The organism is Streptomyces sp. RLB3-17 (genome assembly GCF_007113425.2).
In the GTDB taxonomy this organism is placed as follows: domain Bacteria; phylum Actinomycetota; class Actinomycetes; order Streptomycetales; family Streptomycetaceae; genus Streptomyces; species Streptomyces mirabilis_D.
Genome location: NZ_CP041610.2, coordinates 7,568,585 through 7,586,106 on the forward strand (window position 1 = coordinate 7,568,585; position 17,522 = coordinate 7,586,106).

Here is a 17,522-nt window from a genome sequence, read left to right on the forward strand (position 1 = left end):
AACGGATCTGAACGGAGCTGTGATGCAGGACGTCTCCTCGCTGGTGGCCCAGGCCAGGGAAGGCAGGCCGCGGGCCGTGGCCCGGCTGATCTCCCTGGTGGAGGGGGCGTCCCCGCAGTTGCGCGAGGTCATGGCGGCGCTGGCCCCGCTGACCGGCAACGCGTACGTCGTCGGGCTCACCGGCTCTCCGGGCGTGGGCAAGTCGACCTTGACCTCGGCGCTGGTGACGGCGTACCGGCGGCAGGGCAAGCGGGTCGGGGTCCTGGCCGTCGACCCGTCCTCGCCGTTCTCCGGAGGCGCCCTGCTCGGCGACCGTGTGCGGATGTCCGAGCACGCCTCCGACCCCGGCGTCTACATCCGCTCGATGGCCACGCGAGGCCATCTGGGCGGTCTGGCCTGGGCGGCCCCCCAGGCCATCCGCGTCCTGGACGCGGCGGGCTGTGACGTGATCCTGGTGGAGACGGTCGGTGTGGGCCAGTCGGAGGTGGAGATCGCCTCCCAGGCGGACACCTCGGTGGTCCTGCTCGCCCCCGGCATGGGTGACGGCATCCAGGCGGCGAAGGCCGGAATCCTGGAGATCGGCGACGTGTACGTGGTGAACAAGGCCGACCGGGACGGTGCCGACGCGACCGCGCGTGAGCTGAACCACATGCTCGGGCTCGGCGAGTCCCGAGGTCCCGGGGACTGGCGGCCGCCGATCGTCAAGACGGTGGCGGCGCGGGGTGAGGGCATCGACGAGGTCGTCGAGGCACTGGAGAAGCACCACGCCTGGATGGAGGAGCACGGTGTCCTCGCCGAGCGCCGCCTCGCCCGGGCGTCCCAGGAGGTCGAGACGATCGCCGTCACGGCGCTGCGTCAACGTATCGGTGACCTTCATGGTGACCGCCGCCTGAGTGCGCTCGCGGAGCGGATCGTGGCGGGGGAGCTGGATCCCTACCGGGCGGCGGACTCGCTCGTGGAGGGCCTGACAGAGAGCTGAGCCAGGGTTTCCCACCCGTCCCACCCCGCCCCCGGGTGCTCCGCCCCCGGACCCCCGGGCGGTTTCTTCGCGTGCGGGTGGGTGGGGGCTGGTCGCGCCGTTCCCCGCGCCCCTGGGGCCGGGGCTGCGCCCCGATCCCCCGTCCACTGCGAGTTCCTTGCCTGCGGGCGGGTGGGGGCTGGTCGCGCCGTTCCCCGCGCCCCTTGGACGGGGCTTCGCCCCGATTTCGCGCCTGCCCGTTTTCGTTTGGCTGCGGGGCGGTGGGGGCTGGTCGCGCAGTTCCCCGCGCCCCTGGGGCGGGGCTGCGCCCCGATCCCCCGTCCACCGCAAGTTCCTTGCCTGCGAGCGGGTGGGGGCTTGTCGCGCAGTTCCTCGCGCCCCCGGGTCGGGGCTGCGCCCCGAATCCCCCATCCGCTGGAAGTGCTTTGGCTGCGGGACGGTGGGGGCTGGTCGCGCCGTTCCTCGCGCCCCTGGGGCGGGGCTGCGCCCCGGATCGTGTCCGCGGGGGAGTGCTTTGGCTGCGGGGCGGTGGGGGTTTGTCGTGCTAGTTCCTCGCGGCCCTTGAGGGCGGTGGCGCGCGTTTTTGGGGCCGTCCGGCGTTCCAGGGTGAGGCTGTCAGAGCGATGCGGTAGCCCCCGGTGGGGTGCGGGGGCGGAGCCCCGCGGGGGTTCGGGGTCGAAGGGGCGGAGCCCCTGGGGATGGGACGGGTAGGGGCGGCGGGGGCGAGGACACGGGTAGCTGTCAACTCTCGGCGCCCGCTGTTACGTTAAGGCGCATGTTCCTCCTCTTGGCATAGGGCCCGCCCAGGCCCGCGACGAACACCGGTGGGTGCGCCGTCGCGGCACTCAGGCGACCCCTTTCCGCCTCCCGCTCGAGGAACCCCAACATGTCTGCGCCCGCGCCGCGGCCCTCGTACGCCGCGTTCTTCCGCATCCCCCACACCCGCCACACCTTCACCGCCGCCCTCATCGGCAGACTCTCCTACGGCATGGTCTCGCTGGCCGTGATGCTCAGCGTGACCGAGGCCACCGGCTCGTACGCCGCCGCCGGCACGGTCATGGCACTGTTCGGCGCGACCAGCGTGCTCCTGTCACCCGTCAGGGCGGCCCTGATCGACCGCCACGGCCCCCGCCGCGCCCTCATCCCGATGGCCTCTCTCTACGCCACCCTGCTCGCGACCCTCGCGACAGCGGCCTGGCGGCCCGGAACACCCGCACCCGCCCTCGGCGCCCTCGCCGTCACCGCGGGCGCCTGCACGCCGCCCCTCGGCCCCACGGTGCGCGCCCTGTGGGGCGAGGTCATCGAGGACAACCGGGTCCTGCAGCGGGCGTACAGCCTGGACGGGATCGCCGAGGAGATCCTCTTCGTCTCGGGTCCACTGCTGGTGGGCGCGGTCGTCCAGTTCGCACCCCCGGCCGCCGCGCTCGCGCTCTGCGCCCTGCTGGTGTGGGCCGGAACCCTCGCCTTCGTCCTGTCGCCGGCCGTGGCGGGCGTACGTCCGGCCGTCACGAAGCCCGTCGCACGCCCAGGGCGCCGTTTCCGCGACGGACGCGCGCTCCTGCAGCCCGTCGTCGTCGCGGCGGGCGTCGGCCTGTCGGTGGGAGCCGTCGACCTTCTGGTGATGGCCTACGCCACACGGCACCATCACGGGAACGACGTGGTGGCCTGGGTGCTCGCCGCCCTGTCGCTGGGCAGCGCCCTGGGCGGCCTCCTGAACGGCGCCGTCGACTGGCGTACGCCCGCACGGGCGCGGCTTCCGCTGCTGGCGGGCGGCCTGGGCCTCGCCCTGGCGGCCGCGGGTCTCGCTCCCGGCCTCGGCACCCTGACCGTCGCCGTGGCCTGCGCCGGTTTCTTCGTCGCCCCGGCCCTCACGACGTCGTATCTGATCGCCGACGAGGCGGCCCCGCCGGGCCGCCGTACCCAGGCCGGAGCCTGGGTCAACACCGCGGTGAACGCCGGAAGCGCGAGCGGCACCGCGGGAGTAGGCCTTCTGGTGGGCCACCTACCCCTGGGCCTGTGCTTCGCCCTGTCGGGGACGGTGGCGGTGGCGGCGGGACTCCTCTCCGTGCGCCAGGCGGGCCCGCGCCCCAGAGGGGCGCGGGGAACTGCGCGACCAGCCCCCGACGGCCCGCAGTCGCACAGCGGCCCGCAGGCGCAGCGCAGCAGCCAACACGGGTAGGACGGCTCGCCGCCTCTCACGCGCTGAGCGGAGCGTTACGGCTTGCCTCGCTGCCCCCGCAAATGCTCCGCGATCGGCCGCAACGACTTGTGCAGCTCCTCCAGGGCCTCCGGGGACAGCAGATCCATGAAGTGCCTGCGCACGGACGCCACGTGGTGCGGGGCGACCTTCTTCATCGTCTCCATGCCGTGCTCGGTGAGGACGGCGAACAGTCCCCGGCGGTCGGACTCGCAGTTCTCGCGCCGGACCAGGTCCGCGTTCTCCATACGGGTGATCTGGTGCGAGAGCCGGCTCTTGGACTGAAGGGTGGCGGCCGCGAGGTCGCTCATCCGCAGCCGGAAGCCCTCCGACTCGGAGAGGTTCACCAGGATCTCGTAGTCGTTCATCGTCAGCCCGAACGGCTGCAGATCCCTTTCGAGCTGGTACGTCAACAGCCTGTTGACCTCCAGGTGGGTGCGCCAGGCGCACTGCTCCGCATCGGTCAGCCAGCGCGTGGCCGTCTCGGTCTCCATGAATGAAGTCTACCTAAAATGTTGAAAGGCGAACTAGTGAGGGTGGTGTGACTACGCGCACGCGTTCGACGTCACACTCCGCAGACTACCGCTCACAGACCGAAGCGACGCTGGAGGTCCCCGAGCTGTCCGGGAAGACGCGGTGCGCCGGCTTGCTGACCGTGCTGCCCCTGGTGACCGGGTACCCCGCCACCGCCGGGCACGCCCGGCTCATGCGGAACGGCCCCCGTGGCCTGCTCGGCCATGAGGACCTCCGTGGACTGCAGCAGGACCGTGCCGGCCCCTACGAACTCGAACTGGTGCTCCTCTCCAGAGGCCCCGCCGAGGCCTGTCAGTGCACGTAGACCGCCCATGAGGCCTGTCATGTACCCGTGGTCGTAGTGATGGCACGGGGACGGGCAGTCGGCCCAGCCGACAAGCGCTTGCGGATCCACCCGGATGGGAGGCTCCATGAACACCACCGGACCGTTAGAGGCCGCCACGAACTTGCCGGTTCCGATCAGCGTCAAAAAGCCCGGCACGATCGATTGCTTGAGCGCGAGACTTGGCTGAAAAGCGAGCAGGTTGCCAGAGCGAATGGTCAGGTTGCCCTCGTCCAAGTCATACGAATTCACGTCGAAGGCCCGGTCGGCGAGGAGCATCTTGCCCGAGCCCTCCGCCACCACCCAGTCGCTCGCGTGCAGAGGCGAATGGAAAGACGTGCGCACGAGACGGTCCAGTCGGCCGTGCCCGATGCCGTTGAAATCCATCGACCCGTAGTAGGCGATCATCTTGCCCTTCTGCAGGAACCACTGGCTCCCCTTGAGCTCCACGCAGAAGGTGTACTTGTTCACGTTGTCGTCGACCGGCAGGGTCATCGGGTCGTAGATCACCGGGCCGCCCGGGGTCCCGTACGCGCTCACAGCTTCTCCTCCGAGGCCTGGACGTACACCGCACCACTGCCGCTCAGCTCCAGCTGGAACGCCTCGCCCGAGCCGCGGCCCACCATGTCGCGCCAGCCGAGCGCCGTGGACAGCTTGTTGCGTACGTCGCCGTGGTGCGCCACGTACGCCTGGGGGTCGACATGAATGGGGCGCTGGGGGGAGATGGGAACCTCGATCACGCCCCCGTGGGCCATCACGGCCACCGCGCCGTGCCCCTTGAGCGTGGTCGTGAAGAGCCCCTGGCCCGTCACCTGGCCGCGGACCATGCCCATGACCCCGCCCTGCGAGCCGAGGAACATCGTGCCCTGCTGGAGGGTGCCGTCGAAGGCCAGCAGCCGGTCCGCCTCGACGTACAGGGTGTCACCCGCGAGGTTGATCACCTGGATGTGATGGCCGCCGTGCCCGAAGAAGACCGTGCCGCTGCCCTCGACGGTCATCAGCGGGGTGGCCTCATTGGCGACCCGGCGGCCGATCATCGACATGATCCCGCCCTGGCCGCCCTGGACGTTGGGCGTGAAGGAGACCTCACCCTTGTAGGCGAGCATCGCGCCGCGCTGACTGAACAGGCGCTGGCCGGGCAGGACCGTCGCCTCGATCATCTTGGAGTTCACTTCGCGGAACGGCATGTCACAGGTCCCCCGCGATCGTGTTGCGCTCACTGGGCTGAACGTAGACCAGTCCGTCGCCCTCGAAGCGGATCTGGAAGGCCTCGCCGCCGCCCTCGCCCAGGAACGTGCGGAAGGTCACGCCGGCCTGGAAGGACTGCCGGACATTGCCCTGGTGCGCGATGTACGCCCCCGGGTCGACCGTCAGCGGGTACTGGGAGCTGACCCGCAGCACCACCGCCGGGCCGTCGGACGTGATCGCCGCCTGGCCGTGGCCCTCGACGGTGGTCGTGAACAACCCGTTGCCCTGGGAGGCGCCTCTGAGGCCCGTGAAGGACGTGCCCGTCCGCAGGCCCGCGTCGGTCGCGAGCAGGTTGCTCGACTCGACGTACAGCTTGTCCCCCTGGAGGTTCACCAGGTTGATCTCGGAGGCCCGGTCCGCGAACCAGCAGGTCCCTTGCCCCTTCACCTCCATCACCGTCATCTGCTCACCGGTGATGCGTCGGGTCACCATCCCGCGGATCCCCTCCCCACCGCCGCTCAGCTTCTTGAACGCCATCTGACCGTCGTACGCGACCATCGAGCCGTTCTTCGCCTTCACGGCGTCCCCGGTCATGTCGACGGCCAGCACCTTGCTGCCTTGAAGTCGGAACATCGCCACGTGGTGAAGGTAGCGGCAGGGCGCGAACGCGGACAGGGCCCACGGGTGGATCTCACCCCTGAGCGGACCCTTAGGGGCCAAGCGGACATCCCCGCCCCGCACCCCGGGGCGGGGGCGCCCCGGCTCGAGTGCCACAATGGTCGACGCTTGTGCTTACGTTCACAAAGCGGCTCCCCGCCGAAAGCGAATCTCCCACCGAAGGTGACCCGTGGACATAAAGACCGCCACCGCCCTCCGCCGCCTCCGCCTGGTCTCGGCCCCCGAGGCCGTCTCCTTCCTGCTGCTGCTCCTCTGCTCGGTGCTGAAGCGGACCACGGACTTCAACGGGGTGCCCGTCATGGGCTCCATCCACGGGATCCTCTTCGTCCTGTACGTGGTCTTCTGGGCGGACGCCTGGAGCCGCACCAAGTGGAGCAAGAAGACGGCGGCCCTCTACTTCGTCCTGTCCGTGCTGCCCACCGGCGGTTTCTTCGCCGAGCGCAAGCTGCGGCGCGAGAGCGAGGACGCGGTCATCGCCTCCCGTGCCCGCCGCGAGGGAGTCGTGGAGTCCTCGTGATCGTCGCCTTCTCCGTGACGCCCCTGGGTGTCGGCGAGGACGTGGGGGAGTACGTCGCCGACGCCGTCCGGGTCGTGCGTGAATCGGGGCTGCCGAACCGCACCGACGCCATGTTCACCTCCGTCGAAGGGGAGTGGGACGAGGTGATGGATGTGGTCAAGCGCGCCGTCGCCGCCGTCGAGGCGCGGGCGCCCCGCGTCTCCGTCGTCCTGAAGGCGGACATCCGCCCCGGTGTGACGGACGGTCTGACCTCCAAGGTGGAGACGGTGGAACGGCACCTGTCCTCGTAGGCCTCCGGCGGGAAGACCCGAAACCCCGGTCCAGTGGGCCGGGGTTTTTCGCGCCCGATTGTTTGAGCGATCGCTCAAACCCCGGTAATCTCAGGCACGATCGATTGAGCGATCGCTCAAAAGTGGTCACTGATCTGGGGGTTCGGTAAATGGGGCTCTACGTAGAGGCACATGTACGAGGCGATCTCGACGACCTGTGGGCACGGACGCAGGACCCCGCACAGCACCAGCGCTGGGACCTGAGGTTCACCTCCATCGACTACCTCCCGCGCGTCGAGGGCGAGCCGCAGGGCTTCCGGTACGCCACCCGGGTGCTGCCCTTCCTGACCGTCGCCGGGACGGGCGCCTGCGCCGGGGAGAAGGAGCGCCCCGACGGCACCCGCACCTCCGCCCTGCGCTTCGCCTCCCCGCACCCCCTCTCCCTCCTCGCCGAGGGCAGCGGCTACTGGCGCTACGTCCCCGACGCCGACGGCGTCCGCTTCCTCACCGGGTACGACTACCGCCCGCGCTGGGGCCGCTTCGGAGCCGTGGCCGACCGGCTCCTCTTCCGCCCCCTCATCGGCTGGGCCACGGCCTGGTCCTTCGACCGGCTGCGGATCTGGCTGGAGCGGGGCGTCACACCGGAGCGGGCGCTGCGCCACTGGCTCGCCGAGTGCGCCGTGCGCGGCTTCGTCCTGCTGGCCGCCTGCTCGGGCACGGTGTACGGCGCGCTCGTGGACGCGGCGGGCCCGCTGGCGCCGCTCGCCCTCTACTCGACCCCCGTACTGGCGGTTGTCGCCGCCCTCCTGGCGCTCTTCGCGCCACCGCTGCCCGGCACCCCGGCCGCCCGCCGCTGCCTGCGCACCCCGATCGCGCAGGCCCGCGCCCCCCGCGTCCTCGCCACCCTGGAGCAGCGGTGACCCCCTCCATCTTCCGCACCGCGATGGGCGCCGACTTCGACCGCCTCCACCCCGAGCTGAGGCGACGCTTCTCCGTGGGCCTGGCCGGCGGCGAGGCGTGCACCGGCCACGGCGTCATGGACCGCGTCTGGCACGGGAGGGGCTTCGTGAAGCCGTTCCTGGTCCTCGGCGGCACCCGCAACATCCTCGTCCCGCGTGCGGGCCGGAACGTCCCCTTCATGATCGAGAATGTGCCCTACGCCGACACCTTCGGCCGTGAGACGGTGAGCTTCGTGCGCACCTTCGACCTGCCCGGCCGCTCCCGCCGCTTCGACGCCCAGATGGTGCTGAGCCCCAAGGGCGACCGTGTCCTCGACTACCTCGGCACGCATCAACACCTCGCCAGCGACCTGCACCTGCGCGCCGAGCCCGACGGTTCCCTGCTGATCCGCTCCGGGGAACACCGCTTCCGGGAGGGCCCGGTGGACGTCCGCGTCCCCGAACTCATCGGCGCCGACGCCGAGGTACGCGAGTCCTTCGACGACTCCACGGGCCGCTTCCACATCCGGGTCCGGGTCGTGAACCGCCACTTCGGTCCGCTCTTCGGTTACGAGGGCAGCTTCCGGGCGACGTACACCGACGTCCGTACCCGCGGGGTGCGGCCCGGGCTGCGGCCCGTCCGCGAGGAGGCGCGCGCGTGAGCGAGGCGACCCGGGCGAAACTGCTGGAGGGCGCCCTGCGGACGCTCACCGAGCAGGGGATCGCGAAGGCCTCGGCCCGTACGATCGCGGCGACCGCCGGGGTCAACCAGGCACTCGTCTTCTACCACTTCGGGTCCGTGGACGAATTGCTGTCGGCCGCGGTCCGCCACGGGGCGGAGCAGCGGGTCGCGAACTACCGGGAACGGCTCGCCGAGGTCGGGTCGCTGGCGGAACTCCTGGCGTTCGGGCGGGAGATGCACGAGGTCGAGCGGGCCGAGGGGCATGTCGCCGTCCTGGGGCAGCTCCTCGCCGGGGCGCAGACGGACGCGCGTCTGGCGCCCGCGACCTCGGCGGGGCTCGATCTGTGGATCACCGAGATCGAGCGCGTCCTGGTCCGGGTCCTCGCGCCGACCCCGCTCGGCGAGTTCGCCGATCCGGCCGGGCTGGCGCGTGCCGTCGCCGCGTCCTTCGTCGGCATCGAGCTGTACGAGGGGGTCGACCCCGAGGGTTCCCGGGCCGCCCTCGACGCCCTGGAACAACTGGCCGCCCTGGTCACCGCCCTCGACACCCTCGGCCCGGTCGCCCAACGAGCCATCCGCCACCACCTGCGCCGCACCACGCGCGGCTGACCGGGGCGACGCGGGGCGGCCTATTGCTCCGGACCCGACGCCAGCGCCATCCCCAGGGGGGTGCGTTCGTACAGCACCTGGTGGCCGTAGCGGCGTGAGGTGAGCAGGCCTCCGGCGCGCAGGACCGTGAGGTGGGCGGAGACGGACGAGGGGGCGAGGCGGAGGCGGTGGGCGAGGGCCGTCGTGGTGGTGGGTTCGTCCAGGGCCGTGAGGACGGTGGCCCTACCCCGTCCCAGGAGTCGCACGAGGGCGTCGGGGGTGTGGTCCGTCGGTTCGGCCCACAGACCGCCGATGCCGCGGGCGGGGTAGGCGAGCGTGGGCTGCCAGGGCGGATCGAAGGAACTGACCACCTCCGGCCAGATGAAGACGCTGGGCACCAGAATCAGGCCCTGGCCCGCGAGGTCGCGCTCGTGCCGGCCCTTCCACTCGATGGTCAGCGTGTGGGAGCGCCAGCCGAACCGACGGTCGATCTCCGGCAGCAGCCCGCCCAGACCGACCTCCGCGAGCCGCCGCGAGTGGAACGCGATGTCCGCCTCCAGCAGGGCGCGCAGCCGCGGCCAGTCCGGCTCCACGAGCGCGTGCCAGGCCGTCTCCATCAGGTCGGCCAGTTCCTGGACCATGCGCGTCGGATCCTTCAACAGCGATCGGCCGCGGGACGACTCGAGGGCGCCCGGAGTGTCCGCGAGTGACCTCGCGGCCTCCTCGCGGGCCGCCTCGGGGTCGGCCGCGCGGACCGCCGCGATCTCCTCCTCGAAGGTGGCCGCAGGACCGATCGGGGGCGGGCAGAGCCAGTCGGGGCAGTAGCCGCGCTGGGGCATCAGCAGCCACAGCGGTGCGAGGTCCAGTCCGTCGGCCGCCGCGCGGATACGGCGCAGCCAGTGCGCGTGGTAGCCGTGCCGCGCGGGACGGTTGAGCGTGCGGACCGCCTCCTGCGTCTCCCACAGGGGCGATACCGCGAAACGGCAGTTGAGGAGGTCGTCCTCCCCGAAGTGCAGAAGGGAAGGCAAGGAAAGGCACCCCTGAAGATTCGGCTGGAGCCGAAACTCTACGGGCCGGCCCGACCGGTGAGCACGCTGGTGCCCATGCCGGAAGCAGAGATGGCGGAGACGAAGGCCACAACGACGCCGCCCACCCCACCGAACGTGCCCGAAGCCACGGGCTACGGCCGAGTCTTCGCCGTACGGGAGTTCCGCGCCGTCTTCGCCGCCCACGCGTTCTCGTTGCTCGGGCTCGTGGTCAGCGAACTCGCCCTGTCCGTCCTGGTCTACGACCTGACGGGCTCGCCCCTGATGAGCGCCCTGACGTTCGCGCTCGGCTTCCTCCCCTACCTCGTCGGCGGCACCCTCCTCGCCGGCGCCGCCGACCGCTTCCCGGCCCGCCGGGTCCTCGTGGTGTGCGACCTGGTGTGCGCGGGCTGCGTGGCCGTCATGGTGGTGCCGGGCGCGCCCATCGCCGTACTGCTGGCCATGCGCTGCTCGCTCGCCGTCGTCTCACCGCTCTTCCAGGGGGCGCGGACGGCGACGCTGACCGACGTCCTCGGCGACGGCGACCTGTTCGTACTGGGCCGCTCGCTGCTGCGGATCGTCTCGCAGGGCGCGCTGCTCGCCGGGTTCGGGCTCGGCGGCGTGCTGCTCACCGTCGTGTCACCGCGCGGCGCGCTGCTCATCACGGTGTGCACCTTCCTGACCTCCGCCGCGCTGCTGCGCTTCGGCACCCGACGACGGCCCGCGCGGGCCCGCCACGAAGGCGCGCTGGTGCGGGACTCGCTCCACGGAACCCGCCGGATCCTCGCCGACCGGCGGGTACGGGCCCTGCTCCTGCTGTTCTGGGTGCCGCCGATGTTCGCCGTCGCGCCGGAGGCGCTGGCCGCGCCCTACGCCGACGGGCTCGGCGCCGGATCGGCCGGGCTCGGCCTGCTGATGTGCGCCCTTCCGGTCGGCACGATCGCGGGGGAGCTGTACGCGGGTTCGAGGCTGCGGCCCGCCACCCGCACCCGGCTCGCCCTCCCGCTCGTCTGCGTCACGCTGCTGCCGTACGTCGGCTACGTCCTGCGGCCGGACCTCGGCTGGTCGCTGGCCCTGCTGCTGCTCGCGGGCACCGGATCCGCGTACTCGCTCGGCCTGGACCAGTGGTTCGTGCGGGCCGTGCCCGAGGAGCTGCGAGGGCGGGCGATGACGCTGAACACCGCCGGTCTGATGACCGTCCAGGGGGTGGGGATGGCGCTGTCGGGGGTGGCGGCGGAGTTCGCCGGGGTGCGGGCGACCGTCGCGGGCGCGGGGGTGCTCGGCACCGTCTGCTGCGTACTGCTGGCGGTGGAGGCGCGGCGTACGGAAGGGGCCGCGACCCCCGTCGTGGAGGGGGCCGGGACCGAAAGGCGAGACGGGGCTGACCAGCATATGACCGGCGGGTAAGGTCTTATGCCGTGCCGAAGCCGCTCAGCCTTGCCTTCGATCCCATCGCCCGCGCCGACGAACTGTGGAAGCAGCGCTGGGGATCCGTGCCGTCCATGGCCGCGATCACCTCGATCATGCGCGCGCACCAGATCCTGCTCGCCGAGGTCGACGCGGTCGTCAAGCCGTACGGGCTCACCTTCGCGCGCTACGAGGCACTGGTCCTGCTCACCTTCTCCAAGGCCGGCGAGCTTCCGATGTCCAAGATCGGCGAGCGCCTCATGGTGCACCCGACCTCCGTCACGAACACCGTGGACCGACTGGTGAGGTCCGGGCTCGTCGACAAGCGGCCCAACCCCAACGACGGGCGCGGCACGCTCGCCTCCATCACCGAGAAGGGCCGTGAGGTCTGCGACGCGGCGACCCGCGACCTGATGGCGATGGACTTCGGGCTCGGGGCCTACGACTCCGAGGAGTGCGCGGAGATCTTCGCGATGCTGCGGCCCCTGCGCATCGCCGCGAGCGACTTCGACGAGGAATAGAAGAGGAACAGGGGAACAGAGGTACGCAGGCGCGCCGGGGCGGGGGTGCTCGTAGATCGCGCAAAAGGGGTCGTTACGCTCATCCCCATGAAGAAGAGCGTGCTGACCCGCTACCGCGTGATGGCCTACGTCACCGGTGTGCTGCTGGTCCTGCTGACCCTCGGTGTGATCGCCAAGTACGTGCTCGACATGAACGGTGCCGTGGACTTCACCCGCGTCGTCGCCATCGCGCACGGCTGGCTCTACGTCGTCTACCTGGTCTTCGCCTTCGACCTGGGCGCCAAGGCGAAGTGGCCGGTCGGCAAGCAGCTGTGGGTGCTGCTCGCGGGCACCATTCCGACGGCCGCGTTCTTCGTGGAGCGGAAGGTCACCCAGGAGCTGGAGTCGAAGATCGCGGAGGACTCTCCCGTGGTCGCCAAGGCGTAACCCTTACCGCCACGGGAGTGGTCCGTGGCGGTTCCCCATCGACATTTACTAGGACGTCCTAGTAAATTCGAAGCATGGACGCTGACGCCATCGAAGAGGGCCGCCGACGCTGGCAGGCCCGGTACGACACCTCGCGCAAGCGTGAGGCCGACTTCACCACGCTCTCCGGGGACCCGGTGGAGCCGGTGTACGGGCCACGGCCGGGGGACAGGTACGACGGCTTCGAGCGGATCGGCTGGCCCGGCGAGTACCCCTTCACCCGCGGCCTGTACCCGACCGGCTACCGAGGGCGTACGTGGACGATCCGCCAGTTCGCCGGGTTCGGGAACGCGGAGCAGACGAACGAGCGCTACAAGATGATCCTCGCCGCGGGCGGCGGAGGACTGTCGGTCGCCTTCGACATGCCGACGCTCATGGGGCGCGACTCCGACGATCCGCGCTCCCTCGGCGAGGTCGGGCACTGCGGGGTCGCGATCGACTCGGCGGCCGACATGGAGGTCCTGTTCAAGGACATCCCGCTGGGTGACGTCACGACGTCGATGACGATCAGCGGACCGGCCGTACCCGTCTTCTGCATGTACCTGGTCGCGGCGGAACGGCAGGGGATCGACCCGTCGGTCCTGAACGGCACCCTCCAGACCGACATCTTCAAGGAGTACATCGCCCAGAAGGAGTGGCTCTTCCAGCCCGAGCCGCACCTGCGCCTCATCGGCGACCTGATGGAGCACTGCGCCGCGAAGATCCCCGCGTACAAGCCACTGTCCGTCTCCGGCTACCACATCCGGGAAGCCGGCTCCACGGCCGCGCAGGAGCTGGCGTACACGCTGGCGGACGGGTTCGGCTACGTCGAGCTGGGGCTCTCGCGCGGCCTCGACGTGGACGTCTTCGCCCCCGGCCTCTCCTTCTTCTTCGACGCGCACCTCGACTTCTTCGAGGAGATCGCCAAGTTCCGGGCGGCGCGGCGGATCTGGGCGCGGTGGATGCGGGACGTGTACGGGGCGAAGTCGGACAAGGCGCAGTGGCTGCGCTTCCACACGCAGACCGCGGGTGTCTCGCTGACGGCGCAGCAGCCGTACAACAACGTCGTCCGTACGGCGGTGGAGGCGCTCGCGGCCGTTCTGGGCGGCACGAACTCCCTTCACACCAACGCGCTGGACGAGACGCTCGCGCTGCCGTCCGAGCAGGCCGCCGAGATCGCCCTGCGGACGCAGCAGGTGCTGATGGAGGAGACAGGCGTCGCCAACGTCGCCGACCCGCTGGGCGGTTCCTGGTACGTCGAGCAGCTCACCGACCGGATCGAGGCCGACGCGGAGAAGATCTTCGAGCAGATCAGGGAGCGGGGGCTGCGGGCGCATCCCGACGGGCAGCACCCGATCGGTCCCATCACCTCCGGCATCCTTCGGGGGATCGAGGACGGCTGGTTCACCGGGGAGATCGCCGAGTCGGCGTTCCAGTACCAGCGGGCGTTGGAGAAGGGTGACAAGCGGGTGGTGGGCGTGAACGTCCATCACGGTTCCGTGACCGGGGATCTGGAGATCCTGCGCGTCAGTCACGAAGTGGAGCGGGAGCAGGTACGGGAGTTGGGGGTGCGGCGCGGTGGGCGCGACGACGCGCGCGTACGGGCCTCGCTGGACGCGATGCTCGCCGCCGCGCGGGACGGGTCGAACATGATCGTGCCCATGCTGGAGGCGGTGCGGGCCGAGGCCACGCTCGGCGAGATCTGTGACGTGCTCCGGGACGAGTGGGGGGTGTACACGGAACCGGCGGGCTTCTGACCCCCTGGGGCTCCACCCCGGACCCCGGGCACCCTTCTTCGACCGCGGGCGGGTGGGGGCCGGCCGCGCAGTTCCCCGCGCCCCTGGGAGCCTCGGGCCGCCCGGTGTTCGATGGCGAGGCCACTCACCGCGCCCCACCTACCCCGACTCGCCCGTCGTTTGAGTGTGAGTCGAGGGCGAGGCAGCTCAGGGGGTGGGAGGCGTGCCCGTCAGGCCCAGGAGGAGGACCTGGGTGAACGCGCGGACCCACTCCTCGTCCGCGGGCTCCGCGCTGACCAGTGTACGATGCACCACCGCCCCCGCGACCACGTCGAAGATGAGGTCCGCCGTACGCGCGGCGACCTCGGGGTCGGACTCCGGAGGGAGTTCGCCGCGCGCGGTGGCCCGGGCCCGCCCCTCCACGACGAGCCGTTTCTGGCGGTCGACGATGGACGTGCGGATGCGTTCGCGCAGCGGCTCGTCGCGGGTCGACTCGGCCACCACCGCCATCAGGGCCGTCGCGGTCTCGGGCCGGTTCAGGAGCGCCGCGAACTGAAGCACCACGCCCTCGATGTCGGCGGCCAGGCTCCCGCGGTCGGGGAGTTCCAGTTCGTCGAAGAGGACGGCCACCGCGTCGACCACGAGCTCGTTCTTGCCCGCCCAGCGACGGTAGAGGGTCGTCTTGGCGACCCCGGCCCGCGTCGCCACGTCCCCCAACGTCAGTTTGGACCAGCCCAGTTCGACCAGCGCCGCCCGCGTCGCCTGCAGGATCGCGGCGTCCGCGGCAGCGCTGCGCGGGCGTCCCGTGCGGGGGGTGGTGGCGCGACTCTGCATGTCAGGACCTTATCCGCCGCCCCGGCCGGCCAAATCAGGCGGTTGTGTGAAGTCGTGAGGGAGATCACCGGGGTATGGCGGACAGGGGGGCAGCGGGACAGTTACGCTACGAGCCGTAGCGAAAGCTCGTACGCGGTGACTCGTGGACGGGCGACAACCATGGGCGCCAGGTGGGGACCCGGCGCCCGACAGCACGGATCGAGTCGGGTCGCGTCGTAAAGCGGCCCGGCTTTCACAGCGCTTTTCACACGTGCGCGAGGAAGGGGGAGGATGTACTCATGCAGCCACGGAACATGTCCATGAGCGGAGTCGTCGACCTCGCCGCGGTGAAGGCGGCCCAGGAGGCCAAGGCGAAGGCGGAGCAGGCGCGCGCCGAAGCGGCCAGGGAGGGCGGCGGAGGCGGGGCCGTGTCTCCCGCCGGCCTCGTCATCGATGTCGACGAGGCGGGATTCGAGCGAGATGTCCTTCAGCGGTCCACCGAGGTTCCGGTCGTCATCGACTTCTGGGCCGAGTGGTGCGAGCCCTGTAAGCAGTTGAGCCCGGTACTCGAACGGCTGGCCGTCGAGTACAATGGACGCTTCGTCCTTGCCAAGATCGACGTCGACGCCAACCAGATGTTGATGCAGCAGTTCGGGATCCAGGGGATCCCGGCCGTGTTCGCCGTCGTGGCGGGGCAGGCACTGCCGCTCTTCCAGGGTGCGGCCGGAGAGGCGCAGATCCGCGGGACCCTGGACCAGCTCGTCGAGGTCGCCGAGCAGCGCTTCGGCCTGACCGGCCTGACGGTCGACCCCGACGCCGAGCCCGACAGCGCCCCGGCGGTGCACGAGGTGCCGGCAGGGCCCTACGACGCGCTCCTGGAGGCCGCTGTGCAGGCCCTGGACGCGGGTGACTTCGGCGGTGCCGTACAGGCGTACAAGAACGTGCTGAGCGACGACCCCGGCAACACGGAGGCCAAGCTCGGCCTCGCGCAGGCCGAGTTGCTGCAGCGCGTGCAGGGCGCCGACCCGCTCCAGGTGCGCAAGGACGCCGCCGAGAAGCCCAAGGACGTATCGGCGCAGATCGCGGCCGCGGACCTCGACCTGGTGGGCGGGCACGTCGAAGACGCGCTCGGGCGGCTCATCGACACGGTGCAGCGCACGGCGGGCGACGACCGGGATGCCGTACGGCTGAGGCTGTTGGAGCTCTTCGAGGTCGTGGGCGGCGACGATCCGCGGGTGATCGCGGCGCGCCGGGCGCTGGCGCGGGCGCTGTTCTGATCGGCTCCCGGACCGGGCTCCGCCCGGTGTGCTGACCTGTTCCTAAACGCCGGGGCGTGTGATGCCCAGGTGAAAGATTTGCCGAGAGAGCGGCAGGTGGCCGCGCTTTACCAAAACTTGGTAAACGCGGCCGCTGTTACTGGGAGTAAGTCAGGGGCGTTGATCTGTCGGATTCTGTCCGAGGATCAACTGTTTTGGCGTCCCCCTTGGTGCCACCCAGAGTCGCCGACCGATACCGCCGGGTCGTTGTTCGGTTATCCGGCCGTTACTAGCCAGTAACGAACCCCCTTGTGCGGGCGGCCAGAATGCACCACGATCGGCGACGCTCGGTCCATTCCCCCTACCCCGACAGCCAATCGGGTCAAGGGGTTTTCTGGGTCCCCACCGAGTAGGGGCGGCGGCAGTGGCGCCGGCCCTTGGACAGGGGGGTCTCTGCCGTTCGGCGGAGCCTGTCCAGCAGGTTGTGCGTGATGCGTGTCAGGCGCGACCAGTGGTTGTCGCTCGGGGGTGATCGCCGGTGATGTCGGGCGCAGTTGGCACTCGACGAGTACGGGCGCTCTCCTTCCCGAGGACGTAGCACTTCTCCCATCCCTGCCCGGCTGAGCCGCCGACATTGGGTCAGTCAGGGCCAGGAGATGTACGTCCGAGAAGGAGGAAATATGGAGTCCCAGGTGCGTGGCGGGACCAGATGGAAGCGGTTCGCGGTCGTGATGGTGCCCAGCGTGGCCGCCACGGCAGCGATAGGTGTCGCCCTCGCGCAGGGCGCTCTCGCCGCGTCGTTCAGCGTGTCGGGTCAGTCGTTCAAGGTGACGGCGGACTCGCTCCACGGAGAAGGCTTCTCGCAGTACGGAGCCATCGACTCGGGGTACACCCTCGACGGCCAGAAGACGGCTCACCCCGTCGCGGTCTCGGCGTTCAAGTCCGCGTCGATCACCAACATGTGCCAGTCCGTGGTCACCCCGAACATCCCGCTGCTCGGATCGGTCAGTCTGGTCCTGAAGGCGGGCGGCGGTGGCACGCCGGTCCAGGCCGAAAACCTGTACATCGACGTCGAGGACCTGCAGGCTGACGCGACGTTCCACAACATCGACATCGGTGTTGCGGCCAAGGACGCCAGCAAGGGTCCGGGCATTGCCAAGGGTGACCAGGCGAACCCGTACGGATTCGCCCAGCAGGCCGATTCGGCCGACCTTACCGATGTGAAGCAGACGGCGTGGGCGACCACCGCCGGTACGTTCAAGCTCAGCGGCCTGAAGATGTCGCTGTCCAAGGGCGTCAAGGAGTGCTACTAGGCACTCCAGGGGCGGGCGGGGGAGCCGGCAGCTGCCCCGCCCGCCCCACCTTTTCCCGCAGTACGTGAACTACTCAAGCGCGTACGCCACACAGTAAAGCCGTTCCAGGGAGCCG

Annotated in this window: 19 protein-coding genes; 13 read left to right on the forward strand and 6 right to left on the reverse strand. The window is 70.6% G+C overall.

Translation table 11 applies throughout. The features are described 5' to 3' along the window. Positions 1 to 22: 22 nt before the first annotated feature. Positions 23 to 979: a methylmalonyl Co-A mutase-associated GTPase MeaB gene (gene meaB, locus FNV62_RS34365; RefSeq protein WP_143628134.1), complete on the forward strand. Its 957-nt coding sequence runs from the start codon at positions 23 to 25 to the stop codon at positions 977 to 979. 886 nt (positions 980 to 1,865) lie between these two features. Further along, on the forward strand, positions 1,866 to 3,158 hold the full coding sequence (locus FNV62_RS34370) for an MFS transporter (RefSeq protein ID WP_143628136.1): 1,293 nt from the start codon (positions 1,866 to 1,868) through the stop codon (positions 3,156 to 3,158). A gap of 35 nt (positions 3,159 to 3,193) precedes the next feature. Here FNV62_RS34370 and FNV62_RS34375 read toward each other — a convergent pair whose 3' ends face one another. The 4 genes from FNV62_RS34375 to FNV62_RS34390 all read right to left on the reverse strand — a co-directional run bounded on the left by FNV62_RS34375 (position 3,194) and on the right by FNV62_RS34390 (position 5,853). After that, complete coding sequence (locus FNV62_RS34375; RefSeq protein WP_054233196.1) at positions 3,194 to 3,670, reverse strand: MarR family winged helix-turn-helix transcriptional regulator; 477 nt, start codon at positions 3,668 to 3,670, stop codon at positions 3,194 to 3,196. Between the two features lie 92 nt (positions 3,671 to 3,762). Continuing rightward, complete coding sequence (locus FNV62_RS34380; RefSeq protein WP_097286260.1) at positions 3,763 to 4,572, reverse strand: AIM24 family protein; 810 nt, start codon at positions 4,570 to 4,572, stop codon at positions 3,763 to 3,765. Continuing rightward, the gene (locus tag FNV62_RS34385; protein ID WP_060900269.1) at positions 4,569 to 5,219 is read right to left on the reverse strand and encodes an AIM24 family protein; all 651 of its coding nucleotides are present in this window, start codon (positions 5,217 to 5,219) and stop codon (positions 4,569 to 4,571) included. The genes FNV62_RS34380 and FNV62_RS34385 overlap by 4 nt, the downstream gene beginning before the upstream one ends. Before the next feature lies 1 nt (position 5,220). Then, a complete protein-coding gene (locus FNV62_RS34390; protein ID WP_054233193.1) occupies positions 5,221 to 5,853 on the reverse strand; it encodes an AIM24 family protein in 633 nt (210 codons plus the stop codon). Between the two features lie 214 nt (positions 5,854 to 6,067). On the opposite strand from FNV62_RS34390, the gene FNV62_RS34395 reads away from it, so the two are divergent. The 5 genes from FNV62_RS34395 (at position 6,068) to FNV62_RS34415 (ending at position 8,913) form a co-directional block, all read left to right on the forward strand. After that, positions 6,068 to 6,415 (forward strand): DUF3817 domain-containing protein, encoded by a 348-nt coding sequence (locus FNV62_RS34395; protein ID WP_097286261.1) that lies wholly within the window; start codon positions 6,068 to 6,070, stop codon positions 6,413 to 6,415. Next, positions 6,412 to 6,705: an MTH1187 family thiamine-binding protein gene (locus FNV62_RS34400; protein ID WP_097286262.1), complete on the forward strand. Its 294-nt coding sequence runs from the start codon at positions 6,412 to 6,414 to the stop codon at positions 6,703 to 6,705. The genes FNV62_RS34395 and FNV62_RS34400 overlap by 4 nt, the downstream gene beginning before the upstream one ends. A 149-nt stretch (positions 6,706 to 6,854) precedes the next feature. Further along, positions 6,855 to 7,604, forward strand: coding sequence for a hypothetical protein (locus FNV62_RS34405; protein WP_097286263.1), 750 nt, complete (start codon positions 6,855 to 6,857; stop codon positions 7,602 to 7,604). Between the two features lie 23 nt (positions 7,605 to 7,627). Beyond that, positions 7,628 to 8,284 (forward strand): DUF4166 domain-containing protein, encoded by a 657-nt coding sequence (locus FNV62_RS34410; protein ID WP_097289207.1) that lies wholly within the window; start codon positions 7,628 to 7,630, stop codon positions 8,282 to 8,284. Beyond that, positions 8,281 to 8,913 carry a TetR/AcrR family transcriptional regulator gene (locus FNV62_RS34415; RefSeq protein WP_097286264.1) on the forward strand — a complete coding sequence of 211 codons (633 nt, stop codon included), beginning with the start codon at positions 8,281 to 8,283 and terminating at the stop codon, positions 8,911 to 8,913. The genes FNV62_RS34410 and FNV62_RS34415 overlap by 4 nt, the downstream gene beginning before the upstream one ends. 20 nt (positions 8,914 to 8,933) lie before the next feature. Here FNV62_RS34415 and FNV62_RS34420 read toward each other — a convergent pair whose 3' ends face one another. Next, positions 8,934 to 9,920, reverse strand: coding sequence for an ArsR/SmtB family transcription factor (locus tag FNV62_RS34420; protein ID WP_097286265.1), 987 nt, complete (start codon positions 9,918 to 9,920; stop codon positions 8,934 to 8,936). 75 nt (positions 9,921 to 9,995) lie between these two features. On the opposite strand from FNV62_RS34420, the gene FNV62_RS34425 reads away from it, so the two are divergent. The 4 genes from FNV62_RS34425 to FNV62_RS34440 all read left to right on the forward strand — a co-directional run bounded on the left by FNV62_RS34425 (position 9,996) and on the right by FNV62_RS34440 (position 14,046). After that, complete coding sequence (locus FNV62_RS34425) at positions 9,996 to 11,324, forward strand: MFS transporter (RefSeq protein WP_373559517.1); 1,329 nt, start codon at positions 9,996 to 9,998, stop codon at positions 11,322 to 11,324. A gap of 11 nt (positions 11,325 to 11,335) precedes the next feature. After that, complete coding sequence (locus tag FNV62_RS34430) at positions 11,336 to 11,845, forward strand: MarR family winged helix-turn-helix transcriptional regulator (protein ID WP_054233186.1); 510 nt, start codon at positions 11,336 to 11,338, stop codon at positions 11,843 to 11,845. A gap of 87 nt (positions 11,846 to 11,932) precedes the next feature. Next, on the forward strand, positions 11,933 to 12,271 hold the full coding sequence (locus tag FNV62_RS34435; RefSeq protein ID WP_054233185.1) for a DUF3817 domain-containing protein: 339 nt from the start codon (positions 11,933 to 11,935) through the stop codon (positions 12,269 to 12,271). Between the two features lie 74 nt (positions 12,272 to 12,345). Beyond that, a complete protein-coding gene (locus FNV62_RS34440; protein ID WP_054233184.1) occupies positions 12,346 to 14,046 on the forward strand; it encodes a methylmalonyl-CoA mutase in 1,701 nt (566 codons plus the stop codon). A gap of 186 nt (positions 14,047 to 14,232) precedes the next feature. Here the strand turns inward: FNV62_RS34440 and FNV62_RS34445 are convergent, their stop codons facing one another. Continuing rightward, a complete protein-coding gene (locus FNV62_RS34445) occupies positions 14,233 to 14,859 on the reverse strand; it encodes a TetR/AcrR family transcriptional regulator (RefSeq protein ID WP_054233183.1) in 627 nt (208 codons plus the stop codon). Between the two features lie 278 nt (positions 14,860 to 15,137). Between FNV62_RS34445 and FNV62_RS34450 the strand changes: the two genes are divergently transcribed. Together FNV62_RS34450 and FNV62_RS34455 are read left to right on the forward strand one after the other, a co-directional pair. Next, positions 15,138 to 16,115, forward strand: a complete 978-nt coding sequence (locus tag FNV62_RS34450) for a tetratricopeptide repeat protein (protein ID WP_143602946.1) — start codon at positions 15,138 to 15,140, stop codon at positions 16,113 to 16,115. A gap of 659 nt (positions 16,116 to 16,774) precedes the next feature. Further along, the gene (locus FNV62_RS34455) at positions 16,775 to 17,407 is read left to right on the forward strand and encodes a DUF6230 family protein (RefSeq protein WP_054233181.1); all 633 of its coding nucleotides are present in this window, start codon (positions 16,775 to 16,777) and stop codon (positions 17,405 to 17,407) included. The last annotated feature ends 115 nt before the right edge of the window (positions 17,408 to 17,522 follow it).